Source organism: Rheinheimera sp. UJ51 (assembly GCF_020819615.1).
Lineage (GTDB): Bacteria > Pseudomonadota > Gammaproteobacteria > Enterobacterales > Alteromonadaceae > Alishewanella > Alishewanella maricola.
The window spans coordinates 1-14,392 of the sequence record NZ_JAJHOG010000020.1 but is presented as its reverse complement, the minus strand read 5'-3'; the positions used below and the strand labels follow the sequence as shown (position 1 = coordinate 14,392).

At 45.2% G+C, this 14,392-nt stretch carries 28 protein-coding genes; 27 read left to right on the top strand and 1 reads right to left on the bottom strand.

Going from position 1 to position 14,392, the window contains the following annotated elements; translation table 11 throughout:
- Positions 1 to 8: 8 nt before the first annotated feature.
- From rplD to LMJ53_RS15975, 27 genes are all read left to right on the top strand, one after another.
- A complete protein-coding gene (rplD, locus tag LMJ53_RS16105) occupies positions 9 to 614 on the top strand; it encodes a 50S ribosomal protein L4 (RefSeq protein ID WP_226752331.1) in 606 nt (201 codons plus the stop codon).
- Positions 611 to 913, top strand: coding sequence for a 50S ribosomal protein L23 (gene rplW, locus LMJ53_RS16100; protein ID WP_226752330.1), 303 nt, complete (start codon positions 611 to 613; stop codon positions 911 to 913). Before rplD ends, rplW begins: the two co-directional genes overlap by 4 nt.
- Before the next feature lie 16 nt (positions 914 to 929).
- Positions 930 to 1,754: a 50S ribosomal protein L2 gene (rplB, locus tag LMJ53_RS16095; protein WP_226752329.1), complete on the top strand. Its 825-nt coding sequence runs from the start codon at positions 930 to 932 to the stop codon at positions 1,752 to 1,754.
- Positions 1,755 to 1,770: 16 nt separating this feature from the next.
- Positions 1,771 to 2,049, top strand: coding sequence for a 30S ribosomal protein S19 (gene rpsS / locus LMJ53_RS16090; protein WP_008950795.1), 279 nt, complete (start codon positions 1,771 to 1,773; stop codon positions 2,047 to 2,049).
- 10 nt (positions 2,050 to 2,059) lie between these two features.
- Complete coding sequence (gene rplV, locus LMJ53_RS16085) at positions 2,060 to 2,392, top strand: 50S ribosomal protein L22 (protein ID WP_226752328.1); 333 nt, start codon at positions 2,060 to 2,062, stop codon at positions 2,390 to 2,392.
- A gap of 9 nt (positions 2,393 to 2,401) precedes the next feature.
- Positions 2,402 to 3,115 carry a 30S ribosomal protein S3 gene (gene rpsC, locus LMJ53_RS16080; RefSeq protein ID WP_189434397.1) on the top strand — a complete coding sequence of 238 codons (714 nt, stop codon included), beginning with the start codon at positions 2,402 to 2,404 and terminating at the stop codon, positions 3,113 to 3,115.
- 12 nt (positions 3,116 to 3,127) lie between these two features.
- On the top strand, positions 3,128 to 3,541 hold the full coding sequence (rplP, locus tag LMJ53_RS16075; RefSeq protein WP_226752327.1) for a 50S ribosomal protein L16: 414 nt from the start codon (positions 3,128 to 3,130) through the stop codon (positions 3,539 to 3,541).
- A complete protein-coding gene (rpmC, locus tag LMJ53_RS16070; RefSeq protein ID WP_226752326.1) occupies positions 3,541 to 3,732 on the top strand; it encodes a 50S ribosomal protein L29 in 192 nt (63 codons plus the stop codon). The genes rplP and rpmC overlap by 1 nt, the downstream gene beginning before the upstream one ends.
- Positions 3,732 to 3,986: a 30S ribosomal protein S17 gene (gene rpsQ / locus LMJ53_RS16065; protein ID WP_226752325.1), complete on the top strand. Its 255-nt coding sequence runs from the start codon at positions 3,732 to 3,734 to the stop codon at positions 3,984 to 3,986. Before rpmC ends, rpsQ begins: the two co-directional genes overlap by 1 nt.
- Positions 3,987 to 4,215: 229 nt before the next feature.
- Positions 4,216 to 4,584, top strand: a complete 369-nt coding sequence (gene rplN / locus LMJ53_RS16060; protein WP_189434388.1) for a 50S ribosomal protein L14 — start codon at positions 4,216 to 4,218, stop codon at positions 4,582 to 4,584.
- Between the two features lie 9 nt (positions 4,585 to 4,593).
- Complete coding sequence (gene rplX / locus LMJ53_RS16055) at positions 4,594 to 4,908, top strand: 50S ribosomal protein L24 (RefSeq protein ID WP_226752324.1); 315 nt, start codon at positions 4,594 to 4,596, stop codon at positions 4,906 to 4,908.
- Between the two features lie 18 nt (positions 4,909 to 4,926).
- Positions 4,927 to 5,466 (top strand): 50S ribosomal protein L5, encoded by a 540-nt coding sequence (rplE, locus tag LMJ53_RS16050; protein ID WP_226752323.1) that lies wholly within the window; start codon positions 4,927 to 4,929, stop codon positions 5,464 to 5,466.
- Positions 5,467 to 5,477: 11 nt separating this feature from the next.
- Positions 5,478 to 5,783, top strand: coding sequence for a 30S ribosomal protein S14 (gene rpsN / locus LMJ53_RS16045; protein WP_226752322.1), 306 nt, complete (start codon positions 5,478 to 5,480; stop codon positions 5,781 to 5,783).
- 21 nt (positions 5,784 to 5,804) lie between these two features.
- A complete protein-coding gene (gene rpsH, locus LMJ53_RS16040; RefSeq protein ID WP_226752321.1) occupies positions 5,805 to 6,197 on the top strand; it encodes a 30S ribosomal protein S8 in 393 nt (130 codons plus the stop codon).
- A 15-nt stretch (positions 6,198 to 6,212) separates the two neighbouring features.
- The gene (rplF, locus tag LMJ53_RS16035; RefSeq protein WP_229588329.1) at positions 6,213 to 6,746 is read left to right on the top strand and encodes a 50S ribosomal protein L6; all 534 of its coding nucleotides are present in this window, start codon (positions 6,213 to 6,215) and stop codon (positions 6,744 to 6,746) included.
- Positions 6,747 to 6,755: 9 nt separating this feature from the next.
- Positions 6,756 to 7,106: a 50S ribosomal protein L18 gene (gene rplR / locus LMJ53_RS16030; protein ID WP_226752319.1), complete on the top strand. Its 351-nt coding sequence runs from the start codon at positions 6,756 to 6,758 to the stop codon at positions 7,104 to 7,106.
- Positions 7,107 to 7,115: 9 nt separating this feature from the next.
- Positions 7,116 to 7,619, top strand: a complete 504-nt coding sequence (gene rpsE / locus LMJ53_RS16025) for a 30S ribosomal protein S5 (RefSeq protein ID WP_226752318.1) — start codon at positions 7,116 to 7,118, stop codon at positions 7,617 to 7,619.
- A gap of 6 nt (positions 7,620 to 7,625) precedes the next feature.
- On the top strand, positions 7,626 to 7,808 hold the full coding sequence (gene rpmD, locus LMJ53_RS16020; protein WP_226752317.1) for a 50S ribosomal protein L30: 183 nt from the start codon (positions 7,626 to 7,628) through the stop codon (positions 7,806 to 7,808).
- Positions 7,809 to 7,811: 3 nt separating this feature from the next.
- Complete coding sequence (rplO, locus tag LMJ53_RS16015; RefSeq protein ID WP_226752316.1) at positions 7,812 to 8,246, top strand: 50S ribosomal protein L15; 435 nt, start codon at positions 7,812 to 7,814, stop codon at positions 8,244 to 8,246.
- A 15-nt stretch (positions 8,247 to 8,261) separates the two neighbouring features.
- Positions 8,262 to 9,590: a preprotein translocase subunit SecY gene (gene secY / locus LMJ53_RS16010; RefSeq protein ID WP_229588328.1), complete on the top strand. Its 1,329-nt coding sequence runs from the start codon at positions 8,262 to 8,264 to the stop codon at positions 9,588 to 9,590.
- A gap of 21 nt (positions 9,591 to 9,611) precedes the next feature.
- A complete protein-coding gene (rpmJ, locus tag LMJ53_RS16005) occupies positions 9,612 to 9,725 on the top strand; it encodes a 50S ribosomal protein L36 (protein ID WP_008950799.1) in 114 nt (37 codons plus the stop codon).
- Positions 9,726 to 9,855: 130 nt separating this feature from the next.
- On the top strand, positions 9,856 to 10,212 hold the full coding sequence (gene rpsM / locus LMJ53_RS16000) for a 30S ribosomal protein S13 (RefSeq protein WP_226752314.1): 357 nt from the start codon (positions 9,856 to 9,858) through the stop codon (positions 10,210 to 10,212).
- A gap of 11 nt (positions 10,213 to 10,223) precedes the next feature.
- Entirely contained in the window at positions 10,224 to 10,613 is a 390-nt protein-coding gene (rpsK, locus tag LMJ53_RS15995) for a 30S ribosomal protein S11 (protein ID WP_040552629.1), read from the top strand.
- 33 nt (positions 10,614 to 10,646) lie between these two features.
- Positions 10,647 to 11,267, top strand: coding sequence for a 30S ribosomal protein S4 (gene rpsD / locus LMJ53_RS15990; protein WP_226752313.1), 621 nt, complete (start codon positions 10,647 to 10,649; stop codon positions 11,265 to 11,267).
- A gap of 23 nt (positions 11,268 to 11,290) precedes the next feature.
- The gene (locus tag LMJ53_RS15985) at positions 11,291 to 12,280 is read left to right on the top strand and encodes a DNA-directed RNA polymerase subunit alpha (protein ID WP_226752312.1); all 990 of its coding nucleotides are present in this window, start codon (positions 11,291 to 11,293) and stop codon (positions 12,278 to 12,280) included.
- 39 nt (positions 12,281 to 12,319) lie between these two features.
- Complete coding sequence (rplQ, locus tag LMJ53_RS15980) at positions 12,320 to 12,721, top strand: 50S ribosomal protein L17 (protein WP_229588327.1); 402 nt, start codon at positions 12,320 to 12,322, stop codon at positions 12,719 to 12,721.
- A 360-nt stretch (positions 12,722 to 13,081) separates the two neighbouring features.
- Complete coding sequence (locus tag LMJ53_RS15975; RefSeq protein ID WP_229588326.1) at positions 13,082 to 14,134, top strand: serine hydrolase; 1,053 nt, start codon at positions 13,082 to 13,084, stop codon at positions 14,132 to 14,134.
- 44 nt (positions 14,135 to 14,178) lie between these two features.
- Here the strand turns inward: LMJ53_RS15975 and LMJ53_RS15970 are convergent.
- On the bottom strand, positions 14,179 to 14,392 hold a 214-nt coding region (locus LMJ53_RS15970; protein ID WP_229588325.1), incomplete at its 5' end, for a hypothetical protein.

The window sequence follows — 14,392 nt, the reverse complement described above, 5'->3', positions numbered from 1 at the left end:
GATAAGTGATGGAATTAGCATTACGAGACGCTCAAGGCGCTCTTGAAGTTTCCGAAGCTACCTTTGGACGTGAGTTTAACGAAGCTCTGGTACATCAGGTAGTAGTTGCTTTTGCAGCTGGTGCCCGTCAGGGTACTCGTGCTCAATTGACACGTTCAGAAGTACGTGGTGGCGGCAAGAAGCCATGGCGTCAAAAAGGTACTGGCCGCGCGCGTGCTGGTACAATCCGCAGTCCAATTTGGCGTGGCGGTGGTGTGACTTTTGCGGCTAAGCCACAAGATCACAGCCAAAAAGTTAACCGTAAAATGTATCGCGGTGCAATTCAAAGCATTCTGTCTGAATTAGTTCGTCAGGAACGCTTAATTGTTGTTGAGAGTTTTGGCGTTGATTCACCAAAGACAAAAGACTTGACTGCAAAGCTGAAAGCGATGGATTTAAAAGACGTTCTGATCGTAACTAACGAAGTAGACGAGAACTTGTTCTTATCTGCACGCAACTTATACAAAGTTGACGTTCGTGACGTACACGGTATCGACCCGGTCAGCTTAATCGCATTCGACAAAGTGTTAATGACTGCTGCTGCAGTTAAACAACTTGAGGAGCTTTTAGCATGATCCGCGAAGAACGTTTACTAAAAGTGATTCTGGCTCCGCACGTTTCTGAAAAGAGTACTACTGCGGCAGAAAAACACAACACTATCGTTTTTAAAGTAGCCACTACTTCTACAAAAGCTGATATTAAAGCTGCTGTAGAAAAACTGTTTGAAACAGAAGTAGTAGGTGTTCGTACTGTTAACGTTAAGGGTAAGGCCAAGCGCACTGGTGCGCGTATGGGCAAACGTAGCGATTGGAAAAAAGCTTACGTTACTCTTAAAGAAGGCAGCGAAATCGATTTTGTTGGCGGCGCTGAGTAAGAAGAGGAGTTAGGAAATGGCACTTGTAAAGTGTAAACCTACGTCACCAGGTCGTCGCCACGTTTTAAAAGTGGTTAACCCTGACCTGCACAAAGGCAAGCCTTACGCGCCTTTGTTAGAGAAGAAAGTTAAGACGGGTGGTCGTAACAGCAACGGTCGTATCACTACTCGCCATATCGGTGGTGGTCATAAGCAACACTATCGTGTTGTTGATTTTAAACGCATGAAAGACGGTATTCCGGGCAAAGTAGAGCGTTTAGAATACGATCCAAACCGTACTGCAAACATCGCATTAGTGTTGTATGCAGACGGCGAACGTCGTTACATTCTTGCCCCTAAAGGCATGAAAGCGGGTGACGCAGTTATCTCTGGTGTTGATGCACCAATAAAAGCAGGTAACACGCTGCCACTGCGCAACATCCCAGTTGGTCAAGTAGTACACAACATCGAAATGAAACCAGGTAAAGGCGGTCAGTTGGCTCGTTCAGCAGGCGCATTCGTTCAGATCCTGGCTCGTGATGGTGAGTATGTTACCCTGCGTCTGCGTAGCGGCGAAGTACGTAAAGTATTAGCAGATTGTCGCGCGACTATCGGTGAGATCGGTAATGCTGAGCACATGTTACGTCAATACGGTAAAGCTGGTGCAATGCGCTGGCGCGGTATCCGCCCAACCGTACGTGGTGTAGTAATGAACCCAGTCGATCACCCACACGGTGGTGGTGAAGGTAAAACCTCAGGTGGTCGTCATCCAGTGACTCCATGGGGCGTACCGACTAAAGGTTACAAGACTCGTTCAAACAAGCGTACTGATAAACTTATCGTACGTCGTCGTGATAAATAATTTGTGAGGAATTGCCATGCCACGTTCTCTCAAGAAAGGTCCATTTATTGACCTTCACTTGCTGAAGAAGGTAGAGAAAGCGTTGGAAAGCGGAGACAAGAAGCCTATAAAGACTTGGAGCCGTCGTTCAATGATCATACCTGATATGATCGGTTTGACCATCGCTGTCCATAATGGTCGTCAACATGTACCAGTATTTGTCTCAGAAGAGATGATCGGTCACAAGTTAGGTGAATTTGCACCTACTCGTACCTATCGTGGTCATGCAGCCGACAAAAAGGCCAAGAAGCGCTAAGGGGTAAATGATGCAAGCATTAGCTAAACACAAATTTGCCCGTTCTTCTGCTCAAAAAACGCGTTTGGTCGCTGACCAAGTACGTGGATTGTCAGTTGAGAAGGCGTTGAATGTACTAACTTACAGCCCGAAGAAAGCTGCTGAGTTAGTCAAAAAGGTACTTTTATCAGCCATTGCCAACGCTGAGCACAATGAAGGCGCGGACATCGATACACTGAAAGTGAAGACCATCTTCGTTGATGAAGGTCCATCTATGAAGCGTATCAAACCACGCGCTAAAGGTCGTGCTGATCGTATCGTCAAGCGTACCAGCCACATCACTGTGGTCGTAGCTGATAACTAGGAGATAGAAATGGGACAGAAAGTACATCCTAATGGTATTCGCCTAGGTATCACTAAGCCATGGAGCTCTACCTGGTTCGCGAATACAAAAGATTTCCCGGATTTCCTGAACGGTGACTATAAAGTTCGTCAGTACCTGACAAAAGAACTGAAAGCAGCCTCAGTAAGCCGGATCGATATTGAACGCCCTGCGAAAAGCATCCGTGTGACTATTCACACTGCGCGTCCAGGCGTGATTATCGGTAAAAAAGGTGAAGACGTTGAGAAGATCCGTAAGCAAGTTGCTGCCATTGCTGGCGTGCCTGCTCAGATCAATATCTCTGAGATCCGTAAGCCAGAGCTAGATGCGAAATTAGTTGCTGATTCTATCAGTAGCCAGTTAGAGCGTCGTGTTATGTTCCGTCGTGCTATGAAGCGTGCGGTACAAAATGCTATGCGTATTGGTGCTAAAGGTATCAAGGTTCAAGTTAGCGGCCGTTTAGGCGGTGCTGAGATTGCTCGTGACGAGTGGTATCGTGAAGGTCGTGTACCTCTCCATACTCTTCGTGCAGACATTGACTACAATACTTCTGAAGCACTGACTACTTACGGTATCATTGGTGTCAAAGTGTGGATTTTCAAAGGCGAGATCCTAGGTGCTCTGCCTCTGCAAAATAACGCCAACAACGCCAACAATAACAACCAGCCTAAAGCGCCGAAAAAACCGGCTCGTAAGGCTAAGTAGGGGTATTGAGCGATGTTGCAACCAAAACGTACAAAATTTCGTAAAGTGCACAAAGGCCGTAACCGTGGTTTATCACAAGTTGGTGATAAAGTAAGTTTCGGTACATACGCACTGAAATCTGTAGAACGTGGTCAAATGACTTCACGTCAAATCGAATCTGCACGTCGTGCTATGACGCGGGCTGTTAAACGTGTTGGTAAAATCTGGATCCGTGTGTTCCCAGATAAGCCAATCACAGCTAAGCCGTTAGAAGTACGTATGGGTAGTGGTAAAGGTGCTGTTGAGTACTGGGTATGTCAGATTAAACCTGGCAAAGTTCTGTATGAAATGGACGGTGTGTCTGAAGAACTTGCGCGTCATGCTTTTGCATTGGCTGCTGCTAAGCTTCCATTCAAGACCACCTTCGTAACGCGGACGGTAATGTGATGAAAGCCAGCGAATTGAAAACAAAAAGTGTTGAAGAGTTAAATGCTGAATTATTAGGTCTGTTACGTGAGCAGTTCAACATGCGCATGCAAGCAGCTACTGGTCAGTTAGCTCAGACACACTTATTGAAGCAGGTGCGTCGTGATATCGCGCGCGTTAAGACTATCTTAACCGAGAAGGCAGGTGCGTAATGACTGAAACTAATACCCGTACACTGCAAGGTAAAGTAATCAGCGACAAGATGGATAAATCTATCACTGTTGCGATTGAACGTCAGGTGAAACACCCAATTTATGGTAAATTCATCAAGCGTACTACCAAACTGCACGTGCATGACGAAACTAATCAGTGTAAAGAAGGCGACGTAGTCACTATTCGTGAATGCCGTCCTTTGTCTAAGACTAAGTCTTGGACCCTGGTAGCTATCGTTGAATCTGCTTCTTAATAATTAAGAAGAAGAATAAAACGGCTCCTGTTGGAGCCGTTTTTGTTTGTAGCAACAGATCGTGTGAGTGGCGGTGCGTGTCTAGGCATACACCGAATTGTTTTTATTTTAAACTACCACTTTGCCATAACTGCTGTTATAATCACGCGCCCTTCCTCTGGGGAGGGGTTTTATTATCGTAAGCAGCGTAACCTGAGAAGGTTACATAGTAGAATAGCGGAGCACTAAGATGATCCAGATGCAATCTATGCTGGAAGTCGCAGACAACAGCGGCGCGCGCAGCGTAATGTGTATTAAGGTCTTAGGTGGTTCGCATCGCCGTTATGCTGCAATTGGTGACATCATCAAAGTTACTGTTAAGGAAGCAATTCCTCGCGGTAAAGTTAAAAAAGGTGATGTTCTGAATGCAGTGGTGGTGCGTACAGCTAAAGGCGTACGTCGTCAGGACGGGTCATTAATCCGTTTTGATCGCAATGCAGCGGTGTTATTAAACACTAAGCTGGAACCGATCGGTACCCGTATTTTCGGGCCTGTTACACGTGAACTTCGTGGCGATAAGTTTATGAAGATCGTGTCTCTGGCACCAGAAGTACTGTAAGGAGTCACCATGGCTAGCAAAATCCGTCGTGATGACGAGGTTATTGTTCTTACTGGTAAGGACAAGGGTAAACAAGGCAAAGTCACTAAAGTATTAGTTGGCGACAACCGTGTTTATGTTTCAGGCGTTAATCTGGTTAAGAAACACCAGAAGCCGGTTCCAGCTGTTAATCAGCCTGGCGGCATCGTCGAGAAAGAAGCCTCGATTCATGTTTCAAACGTAGCGATTGTTAACCCTAAAACGGGTAAAGCAGATCGTGTAGGTTTCCGTTTTGAAGATGGCAAGAAAGTGCGTTTCTTCAAATCGAATAACGAAGTAATTTAATGCTATTGGAGTAATACGATGGCGAAACTGCATGAAATTTATAAAGACACCGTAGTCCCAGAACTGTTCAAACAGTTTGGCTACTCCAGCGTCATGCAAGTCCCTCGGATTGTTAAAATCACACTCAATATGGGTGTGGGTGAAGCCGTAGCTGACAAAAAGATCCTTGATAACGCTGTAGCAGATTTAACTGCTATTGCTGGCCAGAAACCTCTGGTAACTAAGGCTCGTAAGTCAGTCGCTGGTTTCAAAATCCGTGAAGGCTACCCTATTGGCGCGAAAGTAACCCTGCGCGGCGAGCGTATGTGGGATTTCTTAGAACGTTTAGTTTCTATTGCTATCCCGCGTATCCGTGATTTCCGTGGTGTAAACCCGAAATCATTCGACGGTCGTGGTAATTACAGCATGGGTGTTCGTGAGCAAATCATTTTCCCTGAAATCGATTACGATAAAGTTGATGCAATCCGTGGTTTAGATATCACGATTACGACAACTGCTCGTACTGATGACGAAGGACGTGCTTTACTTGCGGCGTTTAACTTCCCGTTCAAGAAATAAGGTGTAGGGTCATGGCAAAACAATCAATGAAAGCACGTGAAGCAAAGCGTGCACAACTGGTAGCCAAATTCGCTGCAAAACGTTTTGAACTTAAAGATCTGATTGCTAACACTTCAACTTCTGATGAAGATCGTTGGGCAGCGGTTCTTAAGTTACAAACGTTACCGCGTGATTCAAGCCCTGCACGTCAACGTAATCGTTGTCGTGTGACAGGTCGTCCACATGGTTATCTGCGTAAGTTCGGTATGAGCCGGATCAAAGTTCGCGAAGCGGCGATGCGCGGTGAAATTCCTGGCCTTCGTAAGGCTAGCTGGTAAGAATCACGGGAGTAACGAGCTATGAGTTTGCAAGATCCAGTAGCGGATATGTTTACTCGCATCCGTAACGGCCAGTCGGCCAATAAAGTTGCGGTTAAAATGCCTTCTTCTAAATTGAAGATTGCAATTGCGAAAGTTTTAAAAGACGAAGGTTACATCGGCGATTTCGCTGTGTCTGGTGATGTAAAACCAGAACTGGAAGTTACTTTAAAGTATTTCCAGGGCAAATCAGTTATTGAGACTATCGATCGTGTTAGTCGTCCAAGTTTGCGTATCTATAAGAAAAGCAACGAATTACCTAAGGTAATGGGCGGTTTAGGTGTGGCCATCGTGTCAACATCTAAAGGACTAATGACTGACCGTGCTGCGCGCAAGGTTGGTATCGGTGGCGAAATCATCGGCTACGTAGCGTAACGGAGGGGTTAATTTATGTCTCGTGTTGCTAAAGCCCCCGTCACTCTACCTGCAGGCGTTACTGTAACGCAAACAGGTCAAGTTGTGGCGCTTAAGGGCAAAAACGGCGAGTTAACACTGAATGTTAACCCTGCGGTTGAAATCGTTGTTGATGGCAATGTACTGCGTACAGAACCTCGTCAAGGTTTCGAAAACGCTGACGCACAAGCAGGTACTGCTCGCGCATTATTGAACAACATGGTTACTGGTGTAAGCGAAGGCTTCAGCCAGAAACTTGAATTAGTCGGTGTTGGTTACCGTGCAAAAGCTGAAGGTAAGGTTCTAAACCTAAGCCTGGGCTTTTCTCACCCGGTCGTTTTCGAGGTACCAGCTGGTATCACTATCGAAACACCAACACAAACTGAAGTTTGGGTCAAAGGTGCTGACAAGCAATTAGTTGGACAGGTATCTGCCAACATTCGTGCATACCGTAAACCAGAGCCTTACAAAGGCAAAGGTGTTCGTTATGCGAATGAAAACGTGCGTCGTAAAGAAGCTAAGAAAAAGTAAGGTAGGACGATGGATAAGAAACTTGCTCGTCTGCGTCGTGCCAAACGCACTCGCAGAAACATTATCGAACAAGGTGCGAATCGCCTGGTAGTACACCGTACTCCACGTCACATCTATGCTCAGCTGATTGCGCCAAATGCTGAAGTGATTGCTGCAGCTTCTACTTTAGAAGCTTCAATTAAAGAATCACTTTCGTACTCTGGTAACGTAGATGCTGCCAAAGCTGTAGGTAAAGCGATCGCCGAACGTGCAGTGGCTAAAGGCGTAACTGCATGTGCTTTTGACCGTAGCGGCTTCCAGTATCATGGTCGCGTGCAGGCGTTAGCAGACGCGGCGCGTGAAGCCGGTCTTCAGTTCTAGGAGTAGCTAATGGCTAACGAAGATTCTAAACAACAATCTGATTTACAAGAAAAGCTTGTTGCCGTTAACCGCGTGTCCAAAGTGGTAAAAGGTGGTCGTATTTTCAGCTTTACTGCATTGACAGTAGTTGGTGACGGCAACGGTCGCGTTGGTTTCGGTTATGGTAAAGCACGTGAAGTTCCAGCTGCTATTCAAAAAGCAATGGAAAAGGCACGTCGTAACATGACACAGGTTGAATTAAATGGTAACACTTTGCATCACCCAACACGTGGTGTGCATTCTGGTTCGAATGTTTACATGCAGCCTGCTGCAGAAGGTACTGGTCTAATCGCCGGCGGTGCAATGCGCGCCGTGTTGGAAGTAGCGGGTATCCAAAACATTCTTTCTAAGTGTTATGGTTCAACTAACCCAATTAACGTAGTTCGCGCTACCATTAACGCCCTGTCTTCAGTGAAGTCACCGGCACAAGTGGCAGCAAAACGCGGTTTACGCGTTGACGATATTCTGGGGTAATTTGCCATGACGAAGAAAACAGTTAAAGTCACCCAAACTAAGTCTAGTATCGGTCGTTTACCGAATCACCGGGCTTCTTTAAAGGGTCTTGGTTTACGTCGTATTGGTCACACTGTCGAAGTTGAAGATACACCTTCAGTTCGCGGTATGATCAACGCCGTTTACTACATGGTTAAAGTGGAGGAGTAACAGATGTTATTAAACACTCTATCTCCAGCACCAGGTGCTAAGAAAGATAAACGCCGTGTAGGCCGTGGTATCGGTTCTGGCTTAGGTAAGACTGCTGGCCGTGGCCACAAAGGTCTTAAATCACGTTCTGGCGGCAGTGTTCGTCCAGGCTTCGAAGGCGGTCAAATGCCTTTGAAACAACGTTTACCTAAGTTCGGTTTTACTTCTCAGAAATCTTTGGTTTCTTCTGAAGTCCGTTTACACGAACTAGCTGCTGTTAATGGCGACGTAGTAGATTTAGCTTCTTTAATGGAAGCGAACATCATCTCTCGTACCGTTAAGTTCGCAAAAGTTGTACTGTCTGGTGAGATTACTCGTCCAGTAACAGTAAAAGGCTTACGCGTAACTAAAGGTGCGCGTGCAGCGATCGAAGCCGCCGGTGGTAAAGTCGAAGAATAATAAGGATAGTACGCGATGGCTAAACCAGGTTCGGACTCAAGAGCAGCAAAAGGCGGATTCAGCGAGCTGAAATCTCGTCTGTTGTTTGTGCTCTTAGCCATAATCGTTTTTCGGTTAGGCTCATTTGTGCCAATTCCTGGAATTGACGCCACCGTGCTAGCTCAGTTATTCGAGCAACAAAAAGGTACCATCGTTGAAATGTTTAACATGTTCAGCGGTGGTGCTCTTGAGCGTGCGTCTGTATTTGCGCTAGGCATTATGCCTTATATCTCTGCCTCTATCATTGTTCAGTTATTAACGGTAATGCATCCGGCAATGGCTGAATTAAAGAAAGAAGGTGAAGCAGGTAAGCGTAAAATTAATCAGTACACGCGCTACGGTACTTTAGGTTTAGCGATACTACAGTCCATTGGTATAGCCACAGGCCTGCCAAATATGATGCCAGGATTAGTCATTAACCCAGGTTTTGCATTTTACTTTACCGCGGTGATCAGCTTGGTTACCGGTACCATGTTCTTAATGTGGTTAGGTGAGCAAATTACAGAGCGCGGCATTGGTAATGGTATTTCGTTGCTAATTTTTACCGGTATTGTTGCTGGCTTCCCGTCTGCCATTGGTCAGACGATTGAGCAAGCGCGTCAGGGCGATTTGCACTTTTTACTATTAGTAGCTATTGGCGTGATTGTTGTTGCGATTACCTGGTTTGTGGTGTTCTTTGAACGCGGCCAGCGTCGTATCGTGGTTAACTACGCAAAGCGTCAGCAGGGCCGTCAGGTGTTTGCCGCGCAGAGCAGCCATTTACCGTTAAAGGTTAATATGGCCGGTGTTATTCCACCGATATTCGCGTCTAGCATTATTCTGTTCCCTGGTACAATTGCCAGTTGGTTCGGTACAGGTGAAGGTATGGTAGCCAATTTCTTACAGGAATTGTCGCTAACATTATCTCCAGGACAACCGCTGTATATGATGTTATACTCGGCGGCTATCATTTTCTTCTGTTTCTTTTATACTGCGTTGGTATTTAACCCACGTGATACAGCAGATAACTTGAAGAAATCTGGTGCTTTTATCCCTGGTATTCGTCCTGGCGAGCAGACATCAAAATACATTGATAAAGTAATGACACGTTTGACCCTAGCCGGCGCGTTGTACATTACCTTTATTTGTTTGGTTCCTGAGTTCATGATGGTAGCGTGGAACGTACAGTTCTACTTCGGCGGTACATCTTTACTGATTATCGTTGTTGTTATCATGGATTTCATGGCACAGGTACAGACACATCTGATGTCACATCAGTATGATTCTGTGCTGAAAAAGGCAAATCTTAAAGGCATAGGCCGTTAAGATAGTTTGCGGAGTTAAGTTATGAAAGTACGAGCTTCCGTTAAGAAGATCTGCCGTAACTGCAAAGTGATCAAACGTAATAACGTAGTTCGCGTAATTTGCAGTGAGCCAAAGCATAAACAGCGCCAAGGCTAATAGCAGAAAAACGATAAGGCGGGCTGAACTTTAAGTTTAGCCCCTTTATTGTTTGCAATATAAGCGCCATTTGAGTATCCTTACGGGCTTTTCAAATTGGCACCTTTTAATTTCAGATAGGAGAACGTTAGTGGCCCGTATCGCTGGCATTAACATCCCCGATAATAAACATGCAGTGATCTCACTGACTTATGTTTATGGTATCGGTAAGACCCGCGCTAAATCAATTTTAGCGGCAGTGGGTATTGAAGAGAATACTAAAATCGCGTCTTTATCAGACTCGCAATTAGATACTCTACGTGACGAAGTTGCAAAGTATACCGTCGAAGGTGACTTGCGTCGTGAAATCACATTAAACATTAAGCGTTTAATGGACCTTGGTTGCTACCGTGGCTTACGTCACCGTCGTAGTCTGCCGGTCCGTGGTCAGCGCACTAAGACTAATGCGCGTACCCGTAAGGGCCCACGTAAAGCGATTAAGAAATAAGGTGATTCAACATGGCTAAAGCACCAGTTCGTACTCGTAAGCGGGTAAAAAAACAAGTTTCAGACGGTATGGCTCATATCCATGCTTCTTTCAACAACACCATCGTGACGATTACTGATCGTCAGGGCAATGCATTGTGTTGGGCAACCGCAGGCGGTTCAGGTTTCCGTGGTTCACGTAAATCTACTCCGTTCGCAGCTCAAGTAGCAGCAGAGCGTGCAGGTACAGCTGCACTGGAATATGGTCTGAAAAACCTTGAAGTGTTTGTGAATGGCCCAGGCCCAGGCCGCGAATCAGCGATTCGTGCTCTGAATGCCGCTGGTTACAAGATCACAAATATCACCGACGTGACGCCTATCCCACATAACGGATGTCGTCCACCTAAAAAACGTCGCGTGTAATTACAGCGCTTCACGGATTATTGGAGAAAGAAGATGGCAAGATATTTGGGTCCAAAGCTCAAACTAAGTCGTCGCGAAGGTACAGATCTGTTCCTGAAGAGCGGCGTAAGAGCAATCGATTCAAAGTGTAACTTAACTACAGCTCCTGGTCAGCACGGCGCACGTCGCGGTCGCTTATCGGACTACGGTTTACAGTTACGCGAGAAGCAAAAAGTACGTCGTATGTATGGCGTGCTTGAGAAGCAGTTCCGTAATTACTACAAAGAAGCTGCTCGTTTGAAAGGTAATACAGGTGAGAACCTGTTAGCGTTGTTAGAGTCACGCTTAGACAACGTAGTTTACCGTATGGGTCTGGCCAGCACACGTGCTGAAGCCCGTCAGCTTGTGAGCCACAAAGCTATTATGATTAATGGCCAAGTGTTAAACATTCCATCATACAAAGTATTACCTGAACAAGTTATCTCTGTTCGTGAAAAAGCTAAAAAGCAAGCCCGTATCGGTGCTGCGCTTGAAGTAGCCGCACAACGTGAGAAACCAACTTGGATCGAAGTTGACAACACGAAACTGGAAGGTGTTTTCAAACGCACTCCTGAGCGTTCAGATTTGTCAGCTGACATCAACGAACAGTTAATCGTCGAGCTTTACTCTAAGTAAAGCTAATTGTTAAGAGAGGATATATGCAGGGTTCTGTCACCGAATTCCTTAAGCCGAGATTAGTTGGTATCGAAAGGATCAACCCAACTCGTGCCAAAGTTACTTTGGAACCATTAGAGCGCGGTTTCGGGCATACCTTGGGCAACGCGTTACGTCGTATTCTGTTATCGTCTATGCCAGGTTGTGCTGTGACTGAAGTAGAAATAGACGGCGTTCTTCATGAGTACAGTGCCAAAGAAGGTGTTCAGGAAGATATCATTGATATTCTCCTAAACCTGAAAGGCCTTGCCGTTCGCCTGGAAGACAAAGATGAAGTCTCCCTGACTTTAACGAAGAAAGGTGCTGGCCCTGTAACTGCTGGAGATATCCAGCGTGGCGACGGTGTGGTTATTGTTAACCCTGAGCACGTTATTTGTAATTTGACTGGCGAGACTGAATTCAGTATGCGTCTGAAAATTGAACGTGGTCGCGGTTATGTGCCTGCATCAGCTCGTTTGTCCTCAGATGATGACGAACGTCCGATTGGTCGCTTATTACTTGACGCATCTTTCAGCCCAGTTGAGCGTATTGCTTATACTGTTGAAGCAGCACGGGTAGAACAGCGTACTGATTTGGATAAACTGGTTATCGATATGGAAACCAACGGCACTGTTGAGCCGGAGGAAGCCATTCGTCGCGCAGCAACAATTTTAGCTGAACAGCTAGAGTTCTTCGTAGAATTGCGTGATAAGAGTGAGCCTGAAAAACGTGAAGAGAAACCGGAGTTTGATCCGATTCTGTTACGTCCAGTCGATGATTTAGAGCTAACAGTTCGTTCTGCAAACTGCCTGAAGGCAGAGCAGATTCAGTACATTGGTGATCTGGTACAGCGTACCGAGGTTGAGCTACTTAAAACGCCTAACCTGGGTAAGAAGTCCCTTACCGAAATCAAAGACGTGTTGGCATCACGCGGTTTATCCTTAGGCATGCGCCTGGAAAACTGGCCGCCAGCTAGTTTGGTAAATAAAGACTAACCAGATACCAGTTCCTGGTTTAGTGAGAAGGAATAGATCATGCGCCATCGCAAGAGTGGTCGTCAATTAAATCGGAACAGCAGCCACCGTACTGCAATGTTCCGCAACATGGCAAGCTCGTTGGTGAAGCACGAAATCATCAAAACGACTTTGCCAAAAGCTAAAGAGTTACGTCGTGTGATCGAGCCATTGATCACATTGGCAAAGAATGACAGCGTTGCAAACCGTCGTCTGGCTTTTGCCCGTACTCGTGATAAAGAAGTTGTAGGTTTATTGTTCAACGTTTTAGGCCCGCGTTACAACGCGCGTCCAGGTGGTTACACTCGCATCATGAAGTGTGGCTTCCGTACTGGTGACAACGCACCTATGGCTTACATTGAATTAGTTGATCGTCCAGAAATGGACGCAGCAATGCCAGTTGAAGAAACTGCTGCTGAATAATCACTTGTTCTTCTAAAAACCGGGCTTTATGCCCGGTTTTTTTATATCCAAATTTTATTGTTGTATGCTATTTATACAAGCGCTTATTATTAATGCTAAGTGTTGCCTGATGATAAACATTGAAGAATTAAGGTCTGCCGAATTGAAAATTTTCTCTTATATATTTTTAACGGCTGCAATGATTCCGAACATTGCATTTCTAGTTCAGACGTTTGCCAGCATTTTACCGCAGCAGCGAGTTGTCAGTCTTTGTTACCGTTGCTCGAGCAAAACCAACAGAGATTAACATTGCTCGATAGGGTATTCGCCGACAGTCAATCCTATAAACTGCAGATCATTTTCACGCGAATAGAATCACCTATGATTGAGGGGGAATTACCAAAGTTACATTATTATCATTATGGGGTTCAGCCTGACCGTTATTTTTATCCTGCGAGTACAGTGAAACTGCCTTTAGTTGCTTTAGCCATGCAATGGTTGAATGAACAAACTGCAGCCGGTATAACCTTAGACACGACGATGTTGACTGACGTGCTGCACCCTTCGCAATCTTCAGCTTACACAGATGTTACTAGTGATTCTGGATTACCCAGTGTAGGGCACTACATTAAAAAAATCTTACTCGTGAGTGATAATGACAGTAGTAATCGTTTATACGAATTAATGGGCCAGCAGTATATTAACCAACAACTGCATGCTAAAGGTTTAACATCAACTGTCATTAATCATCGTTTAAGTGTGCCATTTACTGACGATGACAATCGCTTTTTCAATCCGATCCGTTTTATAGATACTGCTGGTAAAACCTTATTAGCTATACCTCAGCGTCAAGTTGCAGTTTCCTATCGAAACACAGATCAACCCAAACTCGGCTTTGCTTATTTTCAGCATGGTCAGTTGGTCAACCAGCCTATGGATTTTACATTAAAGAACCGTCAATCCTTATTAGACCTTGATGGCGTAGTAAAGCGTCTTGTTATGCCAGAGTTGTTCCCAGAAGAGCAGCGCTTTAATATCACTGATCCGCAGCGTCAATTTATTTTACGTTATATGCGAATGCTGCCTCGGCAAAGTGAATATCCTAAATATTCAGAAGAGCAGTATACTGATACCTATGTGAAGTACTTATTAAAAGGGGATGAACAGCTACGCTTACCCGAGTACATTCACTACCACAATAAAAATGGACAAGCGTATGGCCATGTTATTGATGCTGCCTTTATTAATGATACCAAACATGACGTTTCGTATTTCCTTTCTGCCATTATCTATACCAATGCTAATCAGATCCTAAATGATGATATCTATGAAACCGAAACGCTAGGCCAGCCCTTTTTGCGTGAATTAGGTCATTTATTGTATCAACAAGAGTTAGATGCCCAGCAAGCAACTAATGATACAAGTAATAAATAGCTAATCCCGATACTAACTATACGTTCATTACGGTGTTTTATACCCTAGATCGTCCAATAAACCATCGGATCGTTTAAAAAACACCCGAACGATCCTTTTTTACTAAAAAAGATCTTGAACATGTTTTTCAGATCTCTATAATGCGCATCCACAGACAGGGACAACGGCAACGACATCCGGTCTGTGAAGCGAAAGCTAACTGAGGCAAACGCCTCGCTCTGAATGCAGAGCACGCTCTTTAACAATTCGCAATCAATT